We start from the raw sequence: 18,480 nt of genomic DNA, 5'->3' as shown, positions 1-18,480 counted from the left end.
GGGAACGGGGAGGGACCAGACCATGGCCGGACAGGCCGGACCGGGGTTCGAGGAGAGCCCCGAAGCCATCGACGAGCACGCCAAGCAGATCGAAGCGACGTTCGACGTGCTGAAGGAAGCCGCCGCGCTGAGCAACGACCAGCCGATCGGTTCCGAGGCCTTCGGCGTGATCGGACAGCTCTGCTTCCTCGACCGGTGGTGCGGCAACGTGGCCGGGCAGGCCCGGGAGACGCTGGAATCGGCCGTGCAGGGCGCCGAATACCACGTGCAGGCGGTGCAGGCCTGGGCGAAGGCGCGCCGGGTGGACGAAGAGTCGGCGTCGGCGCTGGTGAAGCGCGCTTCGGAGGTGCGTGGTGGCTGAGGAATCCATGCTCGACGAGGCGAAGGAAGACACCGACGCCGAGAAGTACCAGGTGGACAGCTTCCTCGAGGGCGCGGGCGGGCTCCAGGACCTCGTCGGCGGAGCGGAAAAGATCCTCGAGGGTGACTGGACCGAAGGGCTCTTCGCCCTCGCGAACGCGGGGTTCGGCATCAAGGACGCCATCAAGGACCCGTTCGAAACCCTGATGAGCTGGGGTTTCGGCTGGCTGATCGAGCACGTCGACTTCCTGAAGGAGCCGCTGGACTGGGTCACTGGCGACCAGGACGCCCTCGATCTCGAGGGCAAGAAGTGGGAGACGATCGGCAAGCGCGTCCAGGAGACCGCCGAGAAGCTCACCGAGGAAGTCCGGAAGAACTGCCTCGGCTGGCAGGGCAAGGTCGCCGACCAGTACCGGGTCTACGTGCAGGGACAGCTGGACGCGTATGCCGCCCTGTCGGATGCGGCGACCAACGTCGCGTCGATCATCGGGATCTGCAAGACGATCCTCGACGTGGTCCGGACGCTCATCCGCGACCTCATCACCGACACGCTCGCCAAGATCGTCAAGATCCTGCTGCGCTACCCGCCGCCGGCGTACCCGGCCGGACTGGCCGCGGAGGGGATTCCTTTCGCCGTGCAGCAAGGCGGCAAGATGGTCGAGGAATGCGGCAAGCTGGCCAGGGCTTTCGCCAAAGCGAGGGAGTTCCTGCGGTCGATTTGCAGTGTCTTGGAGCCGATCGCCCAGCGAATGACGAGCCGCCTCGGCCATCTGCCGGAGGCCGCGGTGGAAGCGGCCGGGGAAATGTTCAAGGGCTTCGGGAAGGCCGCGGGCCAGGAAGCGCTCTTGAAGAGCTTCGAGCAGATGGCGACCGGCCCCGGTCAGTCGCCCGGGCAGAAACTGCACGACCGCGACCAGACCTCGATCGTCCCGGAAGACCACTCGACGAACTACCCGGTCGACAAGGTCCCCCGGTCCGGCCCGGTGACCGCGAACGAGGGGCAGCCGTTCTCCGGGCAGCCCGGCGCCCAGCGCATCTCCGGATCCCTCGAGTGAGCACGGGAACGCTGTCGCGCGGCTTCGAGTCAGTTCCCGTCGTCCGCCGGCCCCAGTGGGGAAGGATCGTCCTGGCGGCCACTCTCGTCGTCGTGTCGCTGGCCGGGGTCTGGACAGCGGTTGCCCGTGGTACTTACCGGCACGGGCCGGATCAGCCGGACCGGGCGTATGCGATCGCGCGCGAGACTTCCTGCGAACGGATCGGGCCGGTCAGCCGCGGCGGGATCGGTTTCTACTGGTCCTGTACGGCGGACTTGACGACCGATGAAGGCGTGATCCGGTCGGTGCGGTTCCAGTTGAACGAACTCACGCCGGATGATGCCGGGAAGCCGGTGCCGGTCTGGAGAAGCTCGGATGGATTCCGGCGGGCCGCGGGCAAAGAACCCGTGGTGTGGTGGTCGGTCGCGCCGGGCATCGCGTTCTTCCTCGGCATCGCCGTCTGGTCGACGCTGCGCCGGCGCCGGAAACTGCGTCACCGCGTGACGCCGTGGCAGCCGACCACCCGGCTCGTGATGCCGGTTTGCGTGCTCGCCCCCGGTGCCGGGCCGGGTACCGGGCGGGGGAGCCGGAAGATCGCCCCCACCGACTGGTCGGCTCGGCGGTACTGGCGCCTGGCCGGCTCGATCATGGTGCCCGGGGCGATCGTCGCCATCGCCGGATCGCTCGCCGGCTCGGCCGATGCCCGGGAAATCCTCACCACCCTGGGCCTGATGGCCCTCGCCGCGCCGATCTGGCTCTTCTGCTTCACACCGCGCTCGTACCGGTCGAACTCCAACGCGACGGCGGTGACGATCTCGGCGGAGGGCATCGGCTGGTACCGCCGTGGCGAGACGACGTTCATGCTCGACTGGGCGGAGGTCGCCGAAATCCGGCTGACCGCGATCGAGCACGACGGTCTCGTCCTGCGCGTGATCGACCTGTTCCTCACCGAGGAAGGCGCCGCCCGGCGCGGCGAGCTGCGGGGGCTGTGGCAACTCGGGGCCCAGCTGGGCGACCACCGGCTTCCGGGCGAGAAGGGCGCGTACCGCCTGCCGGAGGCGTTCACCGACGCCGCCGCACAGCAAGTTCGGTCGGCGATGGCCGTGTTCCGGCCGGATCGGTATCGGGAGTTCACCGCCGCCGTCGAGGCGAGCGGGGCGCCGCCGACGCCGATCACTCGGGGGGCTACGTGATCGGCGCCGGCGACACGATGCCCTGCCCGGCTCGCACCGGTTGGGGCAAATCACCACGTTTCCGTGATGACGCACCTGGAGAGCGGGACCGGGCCACGAAGTGACGGCCGGGGGACGGACATCCTCCGATCGAGTGACGGGCATCCGCTGCTCGCATGATTGTCGCACTCAGCCCCGGATAAGTTACAAAAACCTTCACTTTCCCCTTCCGGGCCCGTGCTGACCAGGTCCGGACGCCTGTCGTGGGACAGTGCGGGCATGAACTCTGACGTGCTCGTTGTGGGATCCGCCAATGCCGACCTCGTCGTCGCGGTGGATCGGCGGCCGGCGGGCGGGGAGACGGTGCTGGGCGGCGACACGGTGCTCGCGCCCGGCGGCAAGGGCGCCAACACGGCGGTCGCGGCGGGCCGGCTCGGGGCGGACGTCGCACTGCTCGGCGCGGTCGGTGACGATCCCTACGGCAGGCTGCTGCTCGATTCGCTGCGCGCCGCGGGCGTCGACACCGGGCTCGTGCGCACCAGCGACCGGCCGACCGGGATCGCCTACATCACCGTCACCCCGGACGGCGAGAACTCGATCCTCGTCTCCCCCGGCGCCAACTCGAGCCTGGAGCCCGCCGACGTCGACGCCGTCTTCGACGGGGTCGAGATCGTGGTCGTCTCGCTCGAGGTGCCGCTGCCGACCGTCGAACACGCCGTCGCACGGGCTGCCGAGCGGGGCGTCAAGGTCCTGCTGAACCTCTCGCCCGCGGCGAAGCTGTCCCCGGAGACGCTGGCCAAGCTCGACGTCCTGCTGGTCAACGAGCACGAGGCCGCCTGGCTGACCGGCCCCGGCGCGGACTTCCGGCGGCTCCTCGACCTCGGGCCGAAGGCGGCCGTCGTCACGCTCGGCGCGGCCGGTGCGGTCGTCGTCGAAGCCGGCGGCGTCACCGAGGTGGCGTCACCGCAGGTGAAGGCCGTCGACACGACCGGGGCCGGGGACGCCTTCGCGGGCGCGCTCGCCGCGTCGCTGGCCGACGGTGTAGACCTCGTCTCGGCGGCGAAGCGGGCCGTTCGCGTCGCGGCGTTCAGCGTGACGCGGCCCGGGGCGCAGCCGTCCTACCCGACCGCCGCCGATCTGGGGGAATGATCACCCGGCCGGACGGGTTGCCCATCACATGGGCGATTCGTTCGGTTCGGCCTGGTGGCGGGGCTACGCGGCGCAGCTGAAGGCGATCGCGGAGGCGCGCCGTCCCGATCACCTCGCGATCATGCCGCTCGACGAAACCCTCCAGGCGCTCGGCAAGCAGACCGAGGTCGACGAAGGCGTGTACGACGTGCCGCTGGAGGGCGTCGTCGGCACGGTCGCCCGCGCCGGGGACTTCGACCGCGAGTTCCGGCCGCGCAACCGGGCGCTGCGAGACCGCTGGGAACACCTGACGCGGACGTCGGCGGACCTCCCGCCGGTGCGGCTCGTGCGGCTCAGCGACATGTTCTTCGTCGAGGACGGCCACCACCGCGTCGCCATCGCGCGGGCGCGGGGTGCCCGGACGATCCGCGCACGGGTCCGGTGGATCAGCACGGTCGCCTGCGCGCTGCGCTGCCTGACGCTCGCCGACCTGCCGTCGAAGACCGCCGAACGGATGTTCCTCGAGCGCGTGCCGCTGCCCGACGACGTCCGGCTCGGCCTGTGGCTCGACGACCCGGCCGACTGGTTCCGGCTCGCCGACTCGGCCGAGGCCTGGGGATTCCGCCGTATGCTGGCCGGACGGCCGGTGCGCAGCCGCGACGAACTGGCCGACGCCTGGTGGCACGAGGAGGTCCGGCCGGTGCTCGAGCAGGTAAGGCGACGCGGTTTGTGCCCGCCACCACGAGATATCCAGGCCTATCTGAGCTATGGTCTAGACCATGCCGTCTGAGTCTCTCTCCGGGGTCGCCGTCAGCCCCGGCCGCGCGAGTGGTCCCGTCGTCCGTGTCGCGGAGCCGCTGGGCGAGCCCGCCGCCACCCCCGCCCCGGCCGATCCGGCCGCCGAGGCCGCCCGGATCGCGCCCGCCGCCGCCGCGGTCGCCGCGCGGCTGGAGAAGCAGGCCGAGACCGCCTCCGGCGAAGCGGCGACGATCCTGATCACGACCGCCGCGATGGCCGCCGATCCGGCGCTCGCCTCCCAGGCCGAGACGCTGGTGAAGACCCAGGGCCTGCCCGCCGCCCGGGCCGTCTACCAGGCCGCCGAAGGCTTCGCCGAAGCGCTGGCCGCGGCCGGCGGGTACATGGCCGAGCGCGTCCGGGACGTCCGCGACGTGCGGGACCGCCTGATCGCCGAGCTGCTCGGCATCGCGCCGCCGGGGGTGCCCGAGCTGGCGACGCCGAGCGTGCTGGTCGCTCGCGACCTCGCGCCCGCCGACACCGCCGGTCTCGACCCGGCGAAGGTCCTCGCCCTGGTCACCGAAGAAGGCGGCCCCACCAGCCACACCGCGATCCTGGCGCGCGCGCTCGGCATCCCGGCCGTCGTCGCGGTACGCGGGCTGCTCGCGCTGGACGCGCAAGCGCTTGCGGTCGACGGCGACGCGGGCACGGTCGAGGTCGCGGACCCGTCCGCGCCGGTCGTCGCGGCGACGGCGGCGCAGGTCGCCGAGTGGAACGGCACCGGCGCGACAGCCGACGGCCACCGCGTGAAGGTCTACGGCAACGTCGGCTCCCCGGCCGACGCGCGGGCCGCGGCCGACGCGGGTGCCGAAGGTGTCGGCCTGTTCCGCACCGAGTTCTGCTACCTGGACGCCTCGGACGAGCCGTCGGTGGCCGAGCAGCGCGCGGCGTACACCGCGGTGCTCTCGCCGTTCCGCGGCAAGCCGGTGATCGTGCGGACCCTGGACGCGGGCGCCGACAAGCCGCTGGCCTTCCTCTCCCCGGAAGCCGAGCCGAACCCGGCACTCGGCGTCCGCGGGCTGCGCGTGGCCTTCGACCGCCCCGAGGTGCTGGACCGCCAGCTCGAGGCCATCGCGAGCGCGGCGGCGGACTCCGGCGCCGACGTCTCGGTGATGGCTCCGATGGTCGCGACGGTCGACGAGGCCGCCTGGTTCGCCGAGCGCGTCCGCGCCGCCGGCATCGCCCGCGCGGGCGTGATGATCGAGATCCCGGCGGCGGCGCTGAGCGCCCGCGAGATCCTCGAGGTCGTCGACTTCGTCTCGGTCGGCACGAACGACCTGGCCCAGTACACGTTCGCGGCGGACCGCCAGCTGGGCGCGGTCGCGAAGCTCAACGACCCCTGGCAGCCGGGGCTCCTGCGCCTGCTGAAGCTGATCGGCGCCGCGGCCAAGGCCACGGGCAAGCCGGCGGGCGTCTGCGGCGAAGCGGCCGCGGACCCGCGCCTGGCGCTGGTGCTGGCCGGCCTGGGCCTGACGAGCCTGTCGATGAACGCCCCGGCGATCCGCACGGTCGGCGCGAGCCTGGCCGCGGCGACTCTGGCGGACTGCGAAGCGCTGGCGGAAGCGGCCTTGGCGACGTCGGACCCGGCGGCGGCCCGCGCGGCCGCCCGCCCCTGACCTGCGCGGCAGACCCGCCCGCTTGATTCGACCCGGCTCGAAACCTGGGGGCGCCCCCCCACTTTCAGTCTATCGGTCATCACCGACAGTGCCGGGTTGTGCCAGTCTGGACGGGCGGAGTTGTCCACATTGATCGAGGGGTGTGGACAACCTCTCGTAAGTCCGTGAAGGCCACCTTGAAGGGCCTCGAGGTGGCCTTCACGGCGTTCTCGAAAAATCCTGCGGGCCCTTGTCGATCCGGGGGACGGTCGCTCGACGCGGTGGTGAGACCGAAGCCACCGAGTCGAGAGGACCTCACCATGACCGCCACCATCGCCGCCCCGGCCGAAGCGCCGCCGGCCGAAGCGGCCCGGGCCGGGCGCCGGGAGTGGATCGGCCTGGCCGTGCTGGCCCTGCCCGCCCTGCTCGTCTCGCTGGACGTCTTCGTCCTCGTCCTCGCCCTGCCGAAGCTCTCCGCCGGCCTGCACGCCGACGGCACCCAGCAGCTGTGGATCATGGACATCTACGGCTTCATGATCGCCGGGTTCATGGTCACCATGGGGACCCTCGGTGACCGGATCGGACGGCGGAAGCTGCTGCTCGCCGGGGCCACCGCCTTCGGGGCCGCTTCCGTGGTCGCCGCCTTCTCCACCAGCGCCGCCATGCTCATCGCCGCCCGGGCCGTGCTCGGTGTCGCCGGGGCGACGCTGGCGCCGTCCACGCTCTCGCTCATCGGGACCATGTTCCGGAACCCGCGGCAGCGCGCCGAGGCGATCGGGATCTGGGCCGGCTGCTTCACCGTCGGCGCGATCATCGGCCCGATGGTCGGCGGCTTCATGCTGGAGCACTTCTGGTGGGGCTCGGTCTTCCTGCTCGGCGTCCCCGCGATGGTCCTGCTGCTGGTCATCGGGCCGAAGCTGCTGCCCGAGTACCGCGACGAGACCGCCGGCCGCCTCGACCTGCCCAGTGTCGCCCTGTCGCTCGCCGCGATCCTGCCCGCCGTCTACGGCGTCAAGGAACTCGCCCGCGGCGGCGTCCACCTCGCTCCCCTCGCGGCACTCGCCATCGGCGGCGCCTTCGGGTACGTCTTCGTGAAGCGGCAGCGGACGCTCGAGGACCCGCTGATCGACTTCAGCCTCTTCGCCGCGAAGGCGTTCCGCACCACGCTCGGCGGGATGCTCCTGTTCAGCATGCTCGGCGGCACCACGATGCTGTTCGTCGCGCAGTTCTTCCAGGTCGTGCAGCACCTCTCGCCGGTCGGGGCCGCGCTCGGCCTGCTGCCCGGCATGGCGACCTCGACCGTCAGCTTCCTCGCCGCGCCCGTCCTGGCCCGGCGGGTGAAGCCCAGCGCCCTGATCGCCGGCGGTGTCGCCCTGGCCGCGGCCGGCATGGCCATCCTCGCCCTCGCCGACCCCGTGGCCGGGCCGGCCTGGCCCGCCATCGGCCTGGCCGTGACGTCCGCGGGCGTCGGCCCGATGGTCGCGCTGGGCACCGACCTCGTCGTCGGATCCGTGCCGCCGCGCAAGGCCGGTGCTGCCTCCGCGCTGGCCCAGACCGTCAACGAGTTCGGCTACTCCCTCGGCATCGCGACCGTCGGGACGCTGGGCAACGCCGTCGTCCGCGCCCACGGCTTCGCCGACGGGCTGCACGTCGTCGCCGGGCTCGCCGCCGTCGCGTTCGCCGCCTTGGTGTGGTTCGTCGCGAAGAACCTGCGGACCGCCTGAAAACGGCGAAGGCCTCCCCACCCGATGCCTGAGTGGGGAGGCCTTCTTGACGCCGGGGGCAGAGGGGCCCCGGCTAGCCGAACAGCCCGCGCCGCGGGTGCCGGACGACCAGCGAGCCGCCGTGGACGCGGCCGGTCAGCACGAACCGGGGGTTGCCCATCCTCCCGTTGCTGCGGGTCTTGTCCTCCAGCGAGCCGAACTTGATGTCGGTGATCGAGTTGACGTCGACCGCCGCGTGCTCCGGGATGATCACCTCGACCGAACCCCACTTGGCGTCCAGCTCGATGTGCACCACCGGCGACTGCACCTGGGCTTCGGTGAAGTCGAGTTTCGTCGAGCCGTACTTGTTCCGCACGACCATCTCGGGCGGGACGACCCACGGCCCGCTGCGCACCAGCGACGAGTACTTCGCGTTGAGCTCGAAGCGCTGCCCGCGCGAGTAGCCGCCGTAGCCGACCGGGGGCGCGTACGCCGGAGCGGCGGCCACGGCCGCGGCCGGGTGGTAGAGGCCGGCGAGGTCGGCCAGCACGGCGTTCAGCTCACCGCGGGTCCGCGACGCGAGCGCGCGGTCGGTGCGCTCGGTGAACTCGTCGAGGTCGATCATGCCGCGGCCGATCGCCTTCTGCAGCACGCCGACGACGTGCTCGCGCTCGTCGTCGGAAACCCGAAGATCGCGCTCGCTCAACGGCTTGGTTTCCGTCACCGGTTCCGCCGCCGTGGTCTCTTCCTCGCCCATGCCCACGATGGTAGAACCGGATTTCACCAGGGAGATCGGGGGAAAACCCTGAACGGACCCGTAATCCGCGGTGCCGTGCTCGGCGCGGCACTGGTTCTGCTGTGCGGGTGCACCGCCGAAACGCCCCCACCGCCACCGCCGTCGACGACCGCGTCACCGAATCCCGTCCACGACCCTCCCCAAGGTCTCATGGGCACGCCGACGACCGGGGGAATCGGGGTGACGGCCCTGCTCCCCACCGGACCGACCCTCTTCGACGCCGACCGCGGACCCGCGGCCACGCCGCCCGGCTACCCGGCCGCCGACAAGGGGTTGAGCGTGCTGCGAGTCGGGAAGCACGTCGTCCTGACGGTCTACCCGCCCTACACCCACAGCACCGAGCCGTTCGAGATCCTCGGGTACACCGGCCCGTCGAGCTCGCCGCGTCCCCTCGGCCGCGCCTGGTCGGTCGCCCCGGACGCCGCCGGCAACGGCGTCTGGCTGGTCCGGCAGGACGGGCCGGACAACTGCCGCCTCCAGCACGTCTCGCTCTCCGGCGGGGAGTTCGGCCACGGCCAGTCCGCCAGCTGCCGCACCGCGGTCCGGGCCGAGACCTCGCACGGCCTGCTCATCACCATCAACTCCGGTTCCGCCGAGTCGACCGACGCGCTGATCGACCCGGCGACCGGCCGCACCGTCCGCCAGCACCCGCGGATCCTCGGCGCTTCCGGCGACTGGCTGCTGCTCGACGGCTTCACCGACCTCAGCCTGCTCAACCTGCGCGACGGCAGCACCAAGCCGCTGACCCGGCCGGCGAGCGGCGGCGGCCCGCCCGTCGTCGTCCCGTCGCGGGACGGCTCCGTCTTCGCGGCCGACTTCGCCGACCCGTCCTACCGCGGTCCGGTGCAGACCCGGGACGTCTGGCTGCTCCACCCGGACACGCAGGCGTGGGACCACGCACCCGGGATGCCGTTCGTCACCGACCACCTGAAGCAGGGCGGCGGGATGGACTGGAGCGACGCGGGCGACCTCGTGCTCGCCGACGGCGTCCTCGCGGCCTGGCACCCGGGCGAACCGGCGTGGCGGCTGGGCAAGGCCGCGCTGCCGGAAGGTCAGTGGAACGGCATCGCGGTGCTCCCCTGAGCGGCTACTCCTCGTCGAGGCCGTGCTCGATCGCGTACCTGGCCAACTCGACGCGGTTGTGGAGCTGCAGCTTCCGCAGCGTCGACTGCACGTGGTTCTCCACCGTGCGGTGCGAAAGCACGAGCCGCTCGGCGATCTGCCGCGCGGTCAGCCCCTTCGCGACCAGGCGCAGGACGTCGGTTTCGCGCTCGGTCAGCCGGGGCGGCTCGGCCCCTTCCGCCGGCGCGTCGGCCATCCGGCGGTATTCGCCGAGCACCAGCCCGGCCAGTCCCGCGGTGAACACCGGGTCGCCGGCGGCGGTCCGGTGGACGGCGTCGACCAGCTCGGCCGCGGACGCCGACTTGACCAGGTAGCCGGACGCGCCGGCCTTCACCGCTTCCAGGACGTCCTTGTGCTCGCCGCTCGCCGACAGCACCAGCACCTTCGTCGACGGCAGCGCCGAGGTGATCTCGCGGGTCGCGTCCACGCCCGACGTGCTGCCCAAGTTCAGGTCCATCAGCACGACGTCCGGCTGCACGGTCCTCGCGATCCGCAGCGCCGCGTCGGCGTCGGGCGCGGTCGCCCGCACGTCGAAGCCGTGTTCGGTCAGGTCACGGGCCACCCCGTCGCGCCAGATCGGGTGGTCGTCGACCACCATGACCGAAATCCGCGGCTCGCTCATCCCGCACCCCTCGTGCTCGGCACCCTGACCTCCCACTCCGTGCCCCGGCCGGGCCCGGTGTCGAGGGTCGCGTTGCCCCCGAGGTCGCGGACCCTCCCCCGGATGGATTCCACCACGCCGAGGTGCCCTTCCGCGGCCGCTCGCTCGAGAACGCCGTCCGGAATGCCCGGTCCGTCGTCGCGAACGCTCACCACGACCTCGTCGCCGAGGTCCTCCAGCAGCACCCACGCGTGGGCGTCCGGCCCCGCGTGCTTCTCGACGTTCGCCAGCGCTTCGCGGGTGACGGCGAGCAGCTCCCCGGTGACGTGCGCGGGCAGCTCGACGTCGTCCGCCGGGGTCGAGACCTGCACCGACGGCTTCGCGAGCAGCTGCAGCGCGGCACGCAGGCTCGTCGTGCCGCGGTCGTTCGGCTTCAGCGGCTCGGTCGTCACCAGCGACCGCAGCGCGATCTCCTGCTCGCCGGCCAGCCGGGCGAGCTCCGCGGCTTCGCCGCCGACCTCGTTGCCGCGCTTGCGGACCCGCGCCAGCACCTGCAGCACGCTGTCGTGGATCGACCGGGCCAGCCGTTCCCGCTCGGCCGTCGCCGCTTCCTTCCGCAGTGCCTGCTCCAGCCGGGCCGCGGACCGGCGGCCCATCGTCGCGGCCATGCCGACCAGCAGGCCGGCCGCGGCGAGCAGGACGGCGTCGCGGGCCACGTCGAGGTCGAACTTCTCCCGCGCCAGCGCGGTCGCCACCCCGACCACCAGCCCGGAGAGCACGCCGCCCACCGCGCCGAACCGCGCGCCCGCGGCGACCGGCGGCACGGCCGCCCACACCGTGGTGATGAGCGGGACGTTCAGCGCGAACTGCGCGTCGCTGAGCACCCACGGCGAAGTGAGCAGCAGCCCGGTGGTGAACACGAGGTCGAAGACGACCAGCGACGGCGGCCGCGTCCGCTCGCGCAGGTAGAGGAAGCTGCTGACGACCGACCACAGCGCCATCACGCCGAGGATCGCCCAGGCCAGCCCCTCGCGCCGGTAGTGTCCCGTTTGGACGATCACCGTGCCGCAGGCGAACGCCCACGTGAGCACGCGGAACGCGATCACCCCCCGCCACATGGGCGTGATCGGGTCGGGCGTCCTCCCGGCGGTCATTTCTCGTCGTCGCCGAGCGTCGGCACTTCCGCCGCGGCGGACCCGGGTTCGGCGTCGTTCGGCTGGGCGGCCTGGTCCTTGAGGACGTTCACCTCGGCCGGATCCGGGTCGGTCTCGTGCAGCAGCGACCGGATGCCCGCGTTGAGCACCGCCAGGATCGGCACCGCCATCAGCGCCCCCGCGATCCCGCCGACGACGAGGCCGCCGGTGATGGCCAGGACGACGGCGAGGGGGTGCAGCTTCACCGCGCGGCCGAGCAGCAGCGGCTGCAGCACGTGGCTTTCCAGCTGCATCACGCCGATCACGATGGCCAGCACGATCACCGCGCCGATGAAGCCGTTGGTGACCAGCGCGATCAGCACCGCGACGCCGCCGGTGATCACCGCGCCGATGATCGGGATGAACGCGCCGAGGAACACCAGCGTGGCCAGCGGGATCACCAGCGGCACGCCGACGATCCACAGACCGATGCCGATGCCGACCGCGTCGACGACCGCCACGGCCGCCGTCGCCCGCACGTAGCTGACCAGCGACGCGAACCCGCGCCGCCCGGCGACGTCGACGCGATTGCGCACGCGGGCGGGCACACCGTGGACCAGGAACGTCCAGATCCCGTCGCCGCCGCTGAGGAAGAAGATCGTGATGAACAGGGTGAGCAGGAAGCCGGTGACGATCTCGCCGACCGTGCTCGCCGTGGTCAGCGCCGTGTCGGTGAGCCACTTCTGGTTGTTCTGCAGGAACCCGAAGACCTGGTTGATGAAGTCCTGGATCTGCTCCTGGCGCAGGTGTGCCGGGCCGTTGATCAGCCAGTCCCGGATCTGGTTGAGGCTCTCGTTGAGCTGTTTCTGCAGCTGCGGCAGGCCGCTGGAGAACTGCGTGACGACGAACGTCAGCAACCCGGCCAGCACGGCCAGGCCGGCGATCAGCACGATCGCCGTCGCCAGCCCGCGCGGGAAGCGGACCGCCACCAGCTTCTGGACCGCCGGGGCGAGCAGGGCCGAAACCAGCAGGGCGATGCCCAGCGGGATGACGACGACGGACAGGTAGCCGATCGCCCACACCACCGCGTAGAGCGCGGCGACCACCACGATGAACCGCCACGCGAGCGCGGCGCTGATGCGCAGCCCCCGGGGAATCAGCCCGGTGATGTCCTCGTGCTCCGGCAGGAACGGGTCTTCGCGTCGCGCGTGGCTCACCGGCTCACCGTAGCGGCTGGACCGCCCGATTCGGCCGCTTTCCCGCGGCCGCGTCCGACACACGCGACGGCCAGGCATGATCACCGAACGTCAGATCGGGCTACACCGTGTGTCTTTCACACGATGGGGGCATCAAGGCGTGCCAGGGATGCGCGCCGCGGCGCGGATTTGGTTAGGTCGCTTCCGCAACGGTGAGATCACGAACGGGAGACGACGAGTGGCGAGCACAGCGACGAACGAGGGGCAGGGCGCCAAGCGCGTCGGCCGTCTCGTGTCGCGTGCGCTGCTCGTGCTCGGTGGGGCCGTGGCCGGCACCGCCGCCGCGTGGCTGGTCTCCGGTGCGACGGCGTCCGCCGACACCGTCGAGGTCGGCGCCGTCACCGAGGCCGCCGACGGCAGCATCGCCGACGCGGACCACGGCGCCACGCACTTCGCGGGTGACCTCGCCGGTACGGCTTGCCACCAGGACGCGACGACGTGGAGCGAGCCGCAGACCGCGTGCGGCCACACCCTCCGGCACGAGGTCTCCGGGCGCGTCGGCGACTCGGTCTCCGACCTCGCCGGCGACGCGGTGGTGAGCCCGGCCGAGCGCACCCTGGACGCGGTCGAGCACATCGCCCGCAAGCCCGAGGACACCCGCCAGGTCATCGAGCAGGCCATCGCCCCCGAGCCGGCCAAGGACTTCGGCCGCCAGGTGTGGCAGCTGCTCGACCCGGCCGCGCACGGCGACCTGCTCCCGGGCCTCGCCCCGGCCGGGCAGGAGCCGTCGGCCCCGGGTGCCGGGCAGCAGGCCGGTACGGCCGCCGTCACCCCTCTCGAACTTCCCGCCGCGTTGCGCGCCGATGCGCTCGCGATGCCGGTGGGTCTCCAGCACGACGACGTCACCGGTGCCGCGGGCCACGCCCGCGACGGGCACCGTGACCTGCCGTCGCCGCTGACCCCGGCGCAGCTTCCGATCGCGCCGGCCGTCCCCACCGCCCCGGGTGGCACCACGGCCCCCGGTGGACACCTCGACGGCTTCAACTTCGGCGTCCCCTTCTGGACGACCGAGGCCGTCGACACCGCCGTCGCGGCGATGAGCCGCGCCGGCCTGCGCCACTCGCTGCGCACCCCGGGCGAGCAGCCCGGCGTCACTCCTGACTGAACACCTCCCTTCACGGGTCGCTGACGCGCCCACGTCCGTCTTCTTCTGACGGCTTCGCGTCCGCGCAATACCCGTGACACGGCGGTGCGCGCTTTTCAGAAAACACTGTGTCGCGCCCGCAAGAAGTTCCTTCCCCTGGTGCGGCCCTCTTCGGCGAGCGCGCGCACCTCCATGAACCCGCAAGGGAACCCGAAATAAAGGAGAAATACCCCATGCAGACGTGGGCAAAGCGCGGCGTCCAGACCGCGCTGGTCACGGGTGGGTTGCTGATGCTGGGCACCGGCATCGCCTCGGCTGACGAAAACGTCAACCCCGACGCCCCGGCGTCCCCGCTCGACCTCAACGTGACGGCTCCGGTCCAGGAAGCCAACAACGCCGTCGGCACCCCGTTCGGCCAGCTGGACCTGCCCGAAGGGCAGACGGAGCTGAGCACCAAGCCGGTCACCCAGGCCGCGAACGAGGCCGCCCGGCAGTTCGACGAGGCGAGCCCGATCAGCCAGAGCGCCTTCGGCGCGAAGTTCACCCCGAGCCACAACAACCTCAAGGGCAACAAGGTCACGGGCGACGTCGTCGTCCCGATCCAGATCGTCGACAACGCCGTCGGCGTCATCGGCGACGCGCACGTCCAGGGCACCGACCACTCGCAGACCTGGAGCCACGACCAGGACGTCAAGACGACGGGCCAGGACTCCAGCCTCGCGGGCAACGCCGTCGTCCTCGACTGGGCGCTCCCCGTCCAGATCGCCGGCAACGGCGGCGGCGTCGCCGGCGGCACCGGCCGCGTGACCGGTGGGTCGGCCAGCCAGAGCACCACCGAGACCGGCGACGTCGACACCGACGGCGACGGCTCCGCGCTCTCCGGCAACGTGGTGGCGGGCCAGTTCGCCACCCCGGTGCAGGTGACCGGCAACGCCGCTTCCTACCTGCTCGGCAACGGGCAGAGCCACGGCTACACGGCCGACACCGTCGCCACCTCCGGCGGCTCGCTGCTGAGCTCCGGCGACCAGGCCTCCGGGTCGGGCAACGTGGTCGGCGCGCCGATCGCCCTGCCGGTCAAGTTCAACTGCAACTCCGGTGCGGTGTGGGGCTCGCTGTCGAACTCCGACGGCTGCGACACCTCCGCCGACGCCAAGGCGGGGGCCACCCGCAAGGGCAGCCTGGGCATCCCGACCTACCTCGAGACGAGCGGCGACGACTCGTTCCTGTCCGGCAACGGCGGAGCGGCCTCGCTGTCCCCGATCGCGAACGTCGCGGGCAACGCGGGCTCGTGGATCGGCAACGCCTCGGCGGGCATCCCCTGTGCCGGCAGTTCCTCCAGCACTGTCGACTCGGGTGGCTTCGTCAAGACGACCGGTGACGACTCGACCGGGTCGGGCAACGTCCTCAACCCGTCGGTCGCGCTGCCGGTCGAGGCCTTCGGCATCGGTGGCACCTACATCGGCCAGGCCGACGCCGCGCACGACAACACGACCGACGCCAACGCCGGCAACGGCAGCTACACCAAGGGCAACGGCGCCGTCCTCGGCGGCAACATCGTCAACACCCAGGCCGCGGGCGCGCCCGAGGTCTTCGGCATCGGCGGCAGCCACATCGGCAACGCGACCGGTTCGGCGACCGAGGACAAGACGGTCACCGCCGGGGCGTACGACGGCACGCAGGGCGCGGACTCGTCCGGCTCGGGCAACGTCGTCCAGGTGCCGGTCGCCATCCCCGCCGAGGTCTTCGGCATCGGCGGCTCGTTCATCGGCCAGGGCTCCGGCGCGGCCGACGAGACCAAGGTCGTCTCCGGCGGCGGCGGTGGCAGCACCGTGGACGACGGCGGCTTCCTGAGCTCCAACCTGGGCACCGTGCCCGCGTCGCTCCCGGTGCAGGCCGCCAACATCGGTGGCGCCTTCATCGGCCAGGGCCACGGCAAGGGCTCGACCGACACGACGTCCCACGCGGGCGGCGACGTCAAGGCCCACGGCCCGGCGGGCGCCGGCGCGGGCAACATCGTCGAGGCCCCGGTCTCGCTGCCGCTGCAGGCGATGGGCGTCGGTGGCGCCCTCGGCGGCATCGGCACCGGCGAGAACGACAACATCACCGACTCCTCGGCCGGCGGCGACGCCGTGACCGACGGCCAGGACGGTGCGCTGACCGGCAACATCGTGAAGGCCCCGCTCGCGGGCGCCGGCTCGGTCTTCGGCGACGGGATCGCCGGGGCGGCGCTGGGCACCGGCACGGGCACCAACGACGTCGAGTCGGAGGCGGGCGGCGACGCCACCACCAGCGGTGACCGCGGCAGCGTGGCCGGCAACATCGTCGGCGTGGACGCGCTGCCGGTGGCGCAGGTCTTCGGCGACGCGGTGAGCGTCGCGGGTGTCGCCAAGGGCACCGGCGTCAACATGACCGAGGTCGAGAACGCGGGCGACGACACCACCTCGGGTGTCGAGGGCGCGCTCTCCGGCAACATCCTCGACCTGCCGGTGACCGCGATCGCGCAGCTGTTCGGCGACGCGGCGACCGTGGGCGGCATCGCGCACGCCGTCGGCCACAACACGCTGACCACGGAGAACGGCGGCAAGGCCGTCACCGCGGGCGACCAGCAGAGCCTGTCGGGCTTCAACCTGTACCACCCGTTCGTGCTGCCGGTGCAGATCTTCGGCGTGCCCCTCGAGCTGCTCGGCGAGGCCACCGCGGTCGCGACCGACGCGACGAGCATCGACGAGGAAGCCGACCCGATCGCGTACCCCATCGAGGGTTCCGAGCTGGCGGCCGACGAGCTGCCCTCGCTGGCCGCGCTCCGGAGCGGCCTGCCCACCCCGGGCGGGATGCCGTCGGTGGACGGGCTGCTGGGCAAGCTCCCGGTCGCCGGGCTGGTCGGCGGCCTGCCGGCCTTCGACGGGGTGACCAACGCGCTGCCGGTCGCCGGGCTGCCCGCGCACGGCCTGCCCACCCGCGGCATTCCCGCGCTGCCGGGCACCACGCCGGTCGACGAGCGCGCCGACGTGCCGTCGGTGGGCAACCCGCTGGCCGGGCTGACGAAGGTCCTGCCGCTGCCGGCCGCCGGCGTTCCGGCGCTCCCCACCGAGTCGGCGCTGTCGACGGTGGCCGGGCTGGGCGCCGTGGGTGAGGCCCTGCCGGGCAACACCCAGCGTGCGGACGTGCCGTCGGTTCCGGCGCTCCCGGCCCTGGCCGGCGTGCCGGCGCTGGCCGCCGTGGGTGGCGTCCCGGCGCTGCCGAAGCTGCCCGCGGCTCCGGCTCTGCCCGCGCTGGGTGGCCTGCCGGGTCACGGCGCCGAGCGTGCCGACGTCCCGTCGGTTCCGGCGCTGCCGAACCTGGGTGGCGTCCCGGCGCTGCCGAAGCTGCCCGCGGCTCCGGCTCTGCCCGCGCTGGGCGGTCTCCCGGGTCACGGCGCCGAGCGTGCCGACGTCCCGTCGGTTCCGGCGCTGCCGAACCTGGGTGGCGTTCCCGCGCTGCCGAAGCTGCCCGCGGTCCCGGCCCTGCCGGCCCTGGGTGGCGCCCTGCCGGGTCACACCGAGCGTGCGGACGTGCCGTCGGTTCCGGCCGTCCCGGTCAACGCCAAGCTGCCGGTGCTGGACAGCACCCCGCAGGTGCCGGCGATGTCGGGCCTGGACTCGACCGGCTTCATCGCGAAGCTGCTCGGTCTGGTCAAGCGCAAGTAGTGCAGTGCAGCCGGGCGGGTTCCGCGCGAACCCGCCCGGCCCACGAACCCCGCTGTCACGGCGGCAGGCGCTCCACGCGCCGCGAGGGTGACCTCGCACGGAGCGCCCCGGCCACGCGATCGCGGTAGCTCTCCTTCCCTGGAGGCGACGAGCCCCAGGAGCCACCTCGGCTCCTGGGGCTCGTTCGTGTGCGGGGTCAGGAGAACTGCAGGGAACGCTTCGCCAGGCCGTGCCAGAAACCGTCGATCACCGTGCGGCCGGAACCTTCGTCCGAGCAGGCGCCGAGGGAGACGAACAGTGGCGCGAAGTGCTCGATCCGCGGGTGCGCGAGCGTGGCCGCCGGCGCCTTGCGCTGGAAGTCGAGCAGCGTGTCGACGTCGCCGCTACGCAGGACCTCGTCACCCCAGTGGTCGAACTCGGCCGACCACGCCGGCGGCGTCCCGTCGGTGGACCGGCCCATGCCGCTCAGGTTGTGGGTGAAGAAGCCGCTGCCGATGATCAGCACGCCTTCGTCGCGCAACGGCGCGAGCTTGCGGCCGAGGTCGAACAGCTCCCGCGGGTCGAGCGAAGGCATCGAGACCTGCAGCACCGGGATGTCGGCGTCCGGGTACATCTCGACGAGCGGCACGTAGGCGCCGTGGTCGAGGCCGCGCTCCGGTGCGTCGTGCACCGGCGTCTCGGTCGAACGAAGCAGTTTCCGCACCTTCTCCGCCAGCTCCGGCGCGCCCGGAGCCGCGTACTTCACCTGGTAGTAGCGCTCGGGGAAGCCCCAGAAGTCGTACACGAGCGGCACGGTCGTCGTCGCCGCGATGGTCAGCGGCGCCTCCTCCCAGTGCGCCGACACGACCAGGATCGCGCGGGGCTTCGGCAGGTCGGCCGACCAGGCGGCGAGCTGGCGGGTCCACTTGGCGTCGTCGGCGAGCGGCGGCGCTCCGTGGCTGAGGTAGAGGACCGGGGTGGGGGTCATCGACAGCTCCAGTATTTGAAAGTTCAACTACTAGAGTAGACGACGCCG

Annotated in this window: 15 protein-coding genes; 10 read left to right on the top strand and 5 right to left on the bottom strand. The window is 72.4% G+C overall.

What is annotated here, in order from left to right; translation table 11 throughout:
* Positions 1–22: 22 nt before the first annotated feature.
* From AB0G28_RS06535 to AB0G28_RS06505, 7 genes are all read left to right on the top strand, one after another.
* Complete coding sequence (locus AB0G28_RS06535; RefSeq protein ID WP_361083642.1) at positions 23–361, top strand: hypothetical protein; 339 nt, start codon at positions 23–25, stop codon at positions 359–361.
* Complete coding sequence (locus tag AB0G28_RS06530; RefSeq protein ID WP_361083639.1) at positions 354–1,415, top strand: hypothetical protein; 1,062 nt, start codon at positions 354–356, stop codon at positions 1,413–1,415. The genes AB0G28_RS06535 and AB0G28_RS06530 overlap by 8 nt, the downstream gene beginning before the upstream one ends.
* Complete coding sequence (locus tag AB0G28_RS06525; protein ID WP_361083636.1) at positions 1,412–2,587, top strand: DUF6346 domain-containing protein; 1,176 nt, start codon at positions 1,412–1,414, stop codon at positions 2,585–2,587. The genes AB0G28_RS06530 and AB0G28_RS06525 overlap by 4 nt, the downstream gene beginning before the upstream one ends.
* Positions 2,588–2,845: 258 nt before the next feature.
* Entirely contained in the window at positions 2,846–3,715 is an 870-nt protein-coding gene (locus tag AB0G28_RS06520) for a ribokinase (protein ID WP_361083633.1), read from the top strand.
* Positions 3,716–3,743: 28 nt separating this feature from the next.
* On the top strand, positions 3,744–4,484 hold the full coding sequence (locus tag AB0G28_RS06515) for a hypothetical protein (RefSeq protein WP_361083630.1): 741 nt from the start codon (positions 3,744–3,746) through the stop codon (positions 4,482–4,484).
* On the top strand, positions 4,474–6,105 hold the full coding sequence (gene ptsP, locus AB0G28_RS06510; protein WP_361083628.1) for a phosphoenolpyruvate--protein phosphotransferase: 1,632 nt from the start codon (positions 4,474–4,476) through the stop codon (positions 6,103–6,105). The genes AB0G28_RS06515 and ptsP overlap by 11 nt, the downstream gene beginning before the upstream one ends.
* 299 nt (positions 6,106–6,404) lie before the next feature.
* Positions 6,405–7,808: an MFS transporter gene (locus AB0G28_RS06505; protein ID WP_361083625.1), complete on the top strand. Its 1,404-nt coding sequence runs from the start codon at positions 6,405–6,407 to the stop codon at positions 7,806–7,808.
* 73 nt (positions 7,809–7,881) lie between these two features.
* Here AB0G28_RS06505 and AB0G28_RS06500 read toward each other — a convergent pair whose 3' ends face one another.
* On the bottom strand, positions 7,882–8,544 hold the full coding sequence (locus AB0G28_RS06500; protein WP_361083622.1) for a DUF1707 domain-containing protein: 663 nt from the start codon (positions 8,542–8,544) through the stop codon (positions 7,882–7,884).
* 189 nt (positions 8,545–8,733) lie between these two features.
* Here AB0G28_RS06500 and AB0G28_RS06495 point away from each other — a divergent pair, with 189 nt between their 5' ends.
* Entirely contained in the window at positions 8,734–9,666 is a 933-nt protein-coding gene (locus AB0G28_RS06495; RefSeq protein ID WP_361083619.1) for a hypothetical protein, read from the top strand.
* Positions 9,667–9,670: 4 nt separating this feature from the next.
* Here AB0G28_RS06495 and AB0G28_RS06490 read toward each other — a convergent pair whose 3' ends face one another.
* Genes AB0G28_RS06490 through AB0G28_RS06480 form a run of 3 tightly spaced genes read right to left on the bottom strand, consistent with a single transcriptional unit; the run spans position 9,671 to position 12,656 of the window.
* Entirely contained in the window at positions 9,671–10,327 is a 657-nt protein-coding gene (locus tag AB0G28_RS06490) for a response regulator transcription factor (RefSeq protein ID WP_361083616.1), read from the bottom strand.
* Entirely contained in the window at positions 10,324–11,460 is a 1,137-nt protein-coding gene (locus AB0G28_RS06485) for a DUF5931 domain-containing protein (protein ID WP_361083613.1), read from the bottom strand. The genes AB0G28_RS06490 and AB0G28_RS06485 overlap by 4 nt, the downstream gene beginning before the upstream one ends.
* Entirely contained in the window at positions 11,457–12,656 is a 1,200-nt protein-coding gene (locus AB0G28_RS06480) for an AI-2E family transporter (protein WP_361083611.1), read from the bottom strand. Before AB0G28_RS06480 ends, AB0G28_RS06485 begins: the two co-directional genes overlap by 4 nt.
* A gap of 217 nt (positions 12,657–12,873) precedes the next feature.
* Here AB0G28_RS06480 and AB0G28_RS06475 point away from each other — a divergent pair, with 217 nt between their 5' ends.
* Positions 12,874–13,800 (top strand): hypothetical protein, encoded by a 927-nt coding sequence (locus AB0G28_RS06475; protein WP_361083608.1) that lies wholly within the window; start codon positions 12,874–12,876, stop codon positions 13,798–13,800.
* A gap of 212 nt (positions 13,801–14,012) precedes the next feature.
* Positions 14,013–17,465 (top strand): PE-PGRS family protein, encoded by a 3,453-nt coding sequence (locus tag AB0G28_RS06470; RefSeq protein WP_361083606.1) that lies wholly within the window; start codon positions 14,013–14,015, stop codon positions 17,463–17,465.
* 196 nt (positions 17,466–17,661) lie between these two features.
* Here the strand turns inward: AB0G28_RS06470 and AB0G28_RS06465 are convergent, their stop codons facing one another.
* Positions 17,662–18,432 (bottom strand): class III extradiol ring-cleavage dioxygenase, encoded by a 771-nt coding sequence (locus AB0G28_RS06465; protein WP_361083604.1) that lies wholly within the window; start codon positions 18,430–18,432, stop codon positions 17,662–17,664.
* Between the last annotated feature and the right edge of the window lie 48 nt (positions 18,433–18,480).

Origin of the sequence: Amycolatopsis sp. NPDC021455 (assembly GCF_040640995.1) — a bacterium.
GTDB lineage: Bacteria > Actinomycetota > Actinomycetes > Mycobacteriales > Pseudonocardiaceae > Amycolatopsis.
The sequence above is the reverse complement of the archived record's forward strand: the minus strand, read 5'-3'. Positions and strand labels throughout refer to the sequence as shown.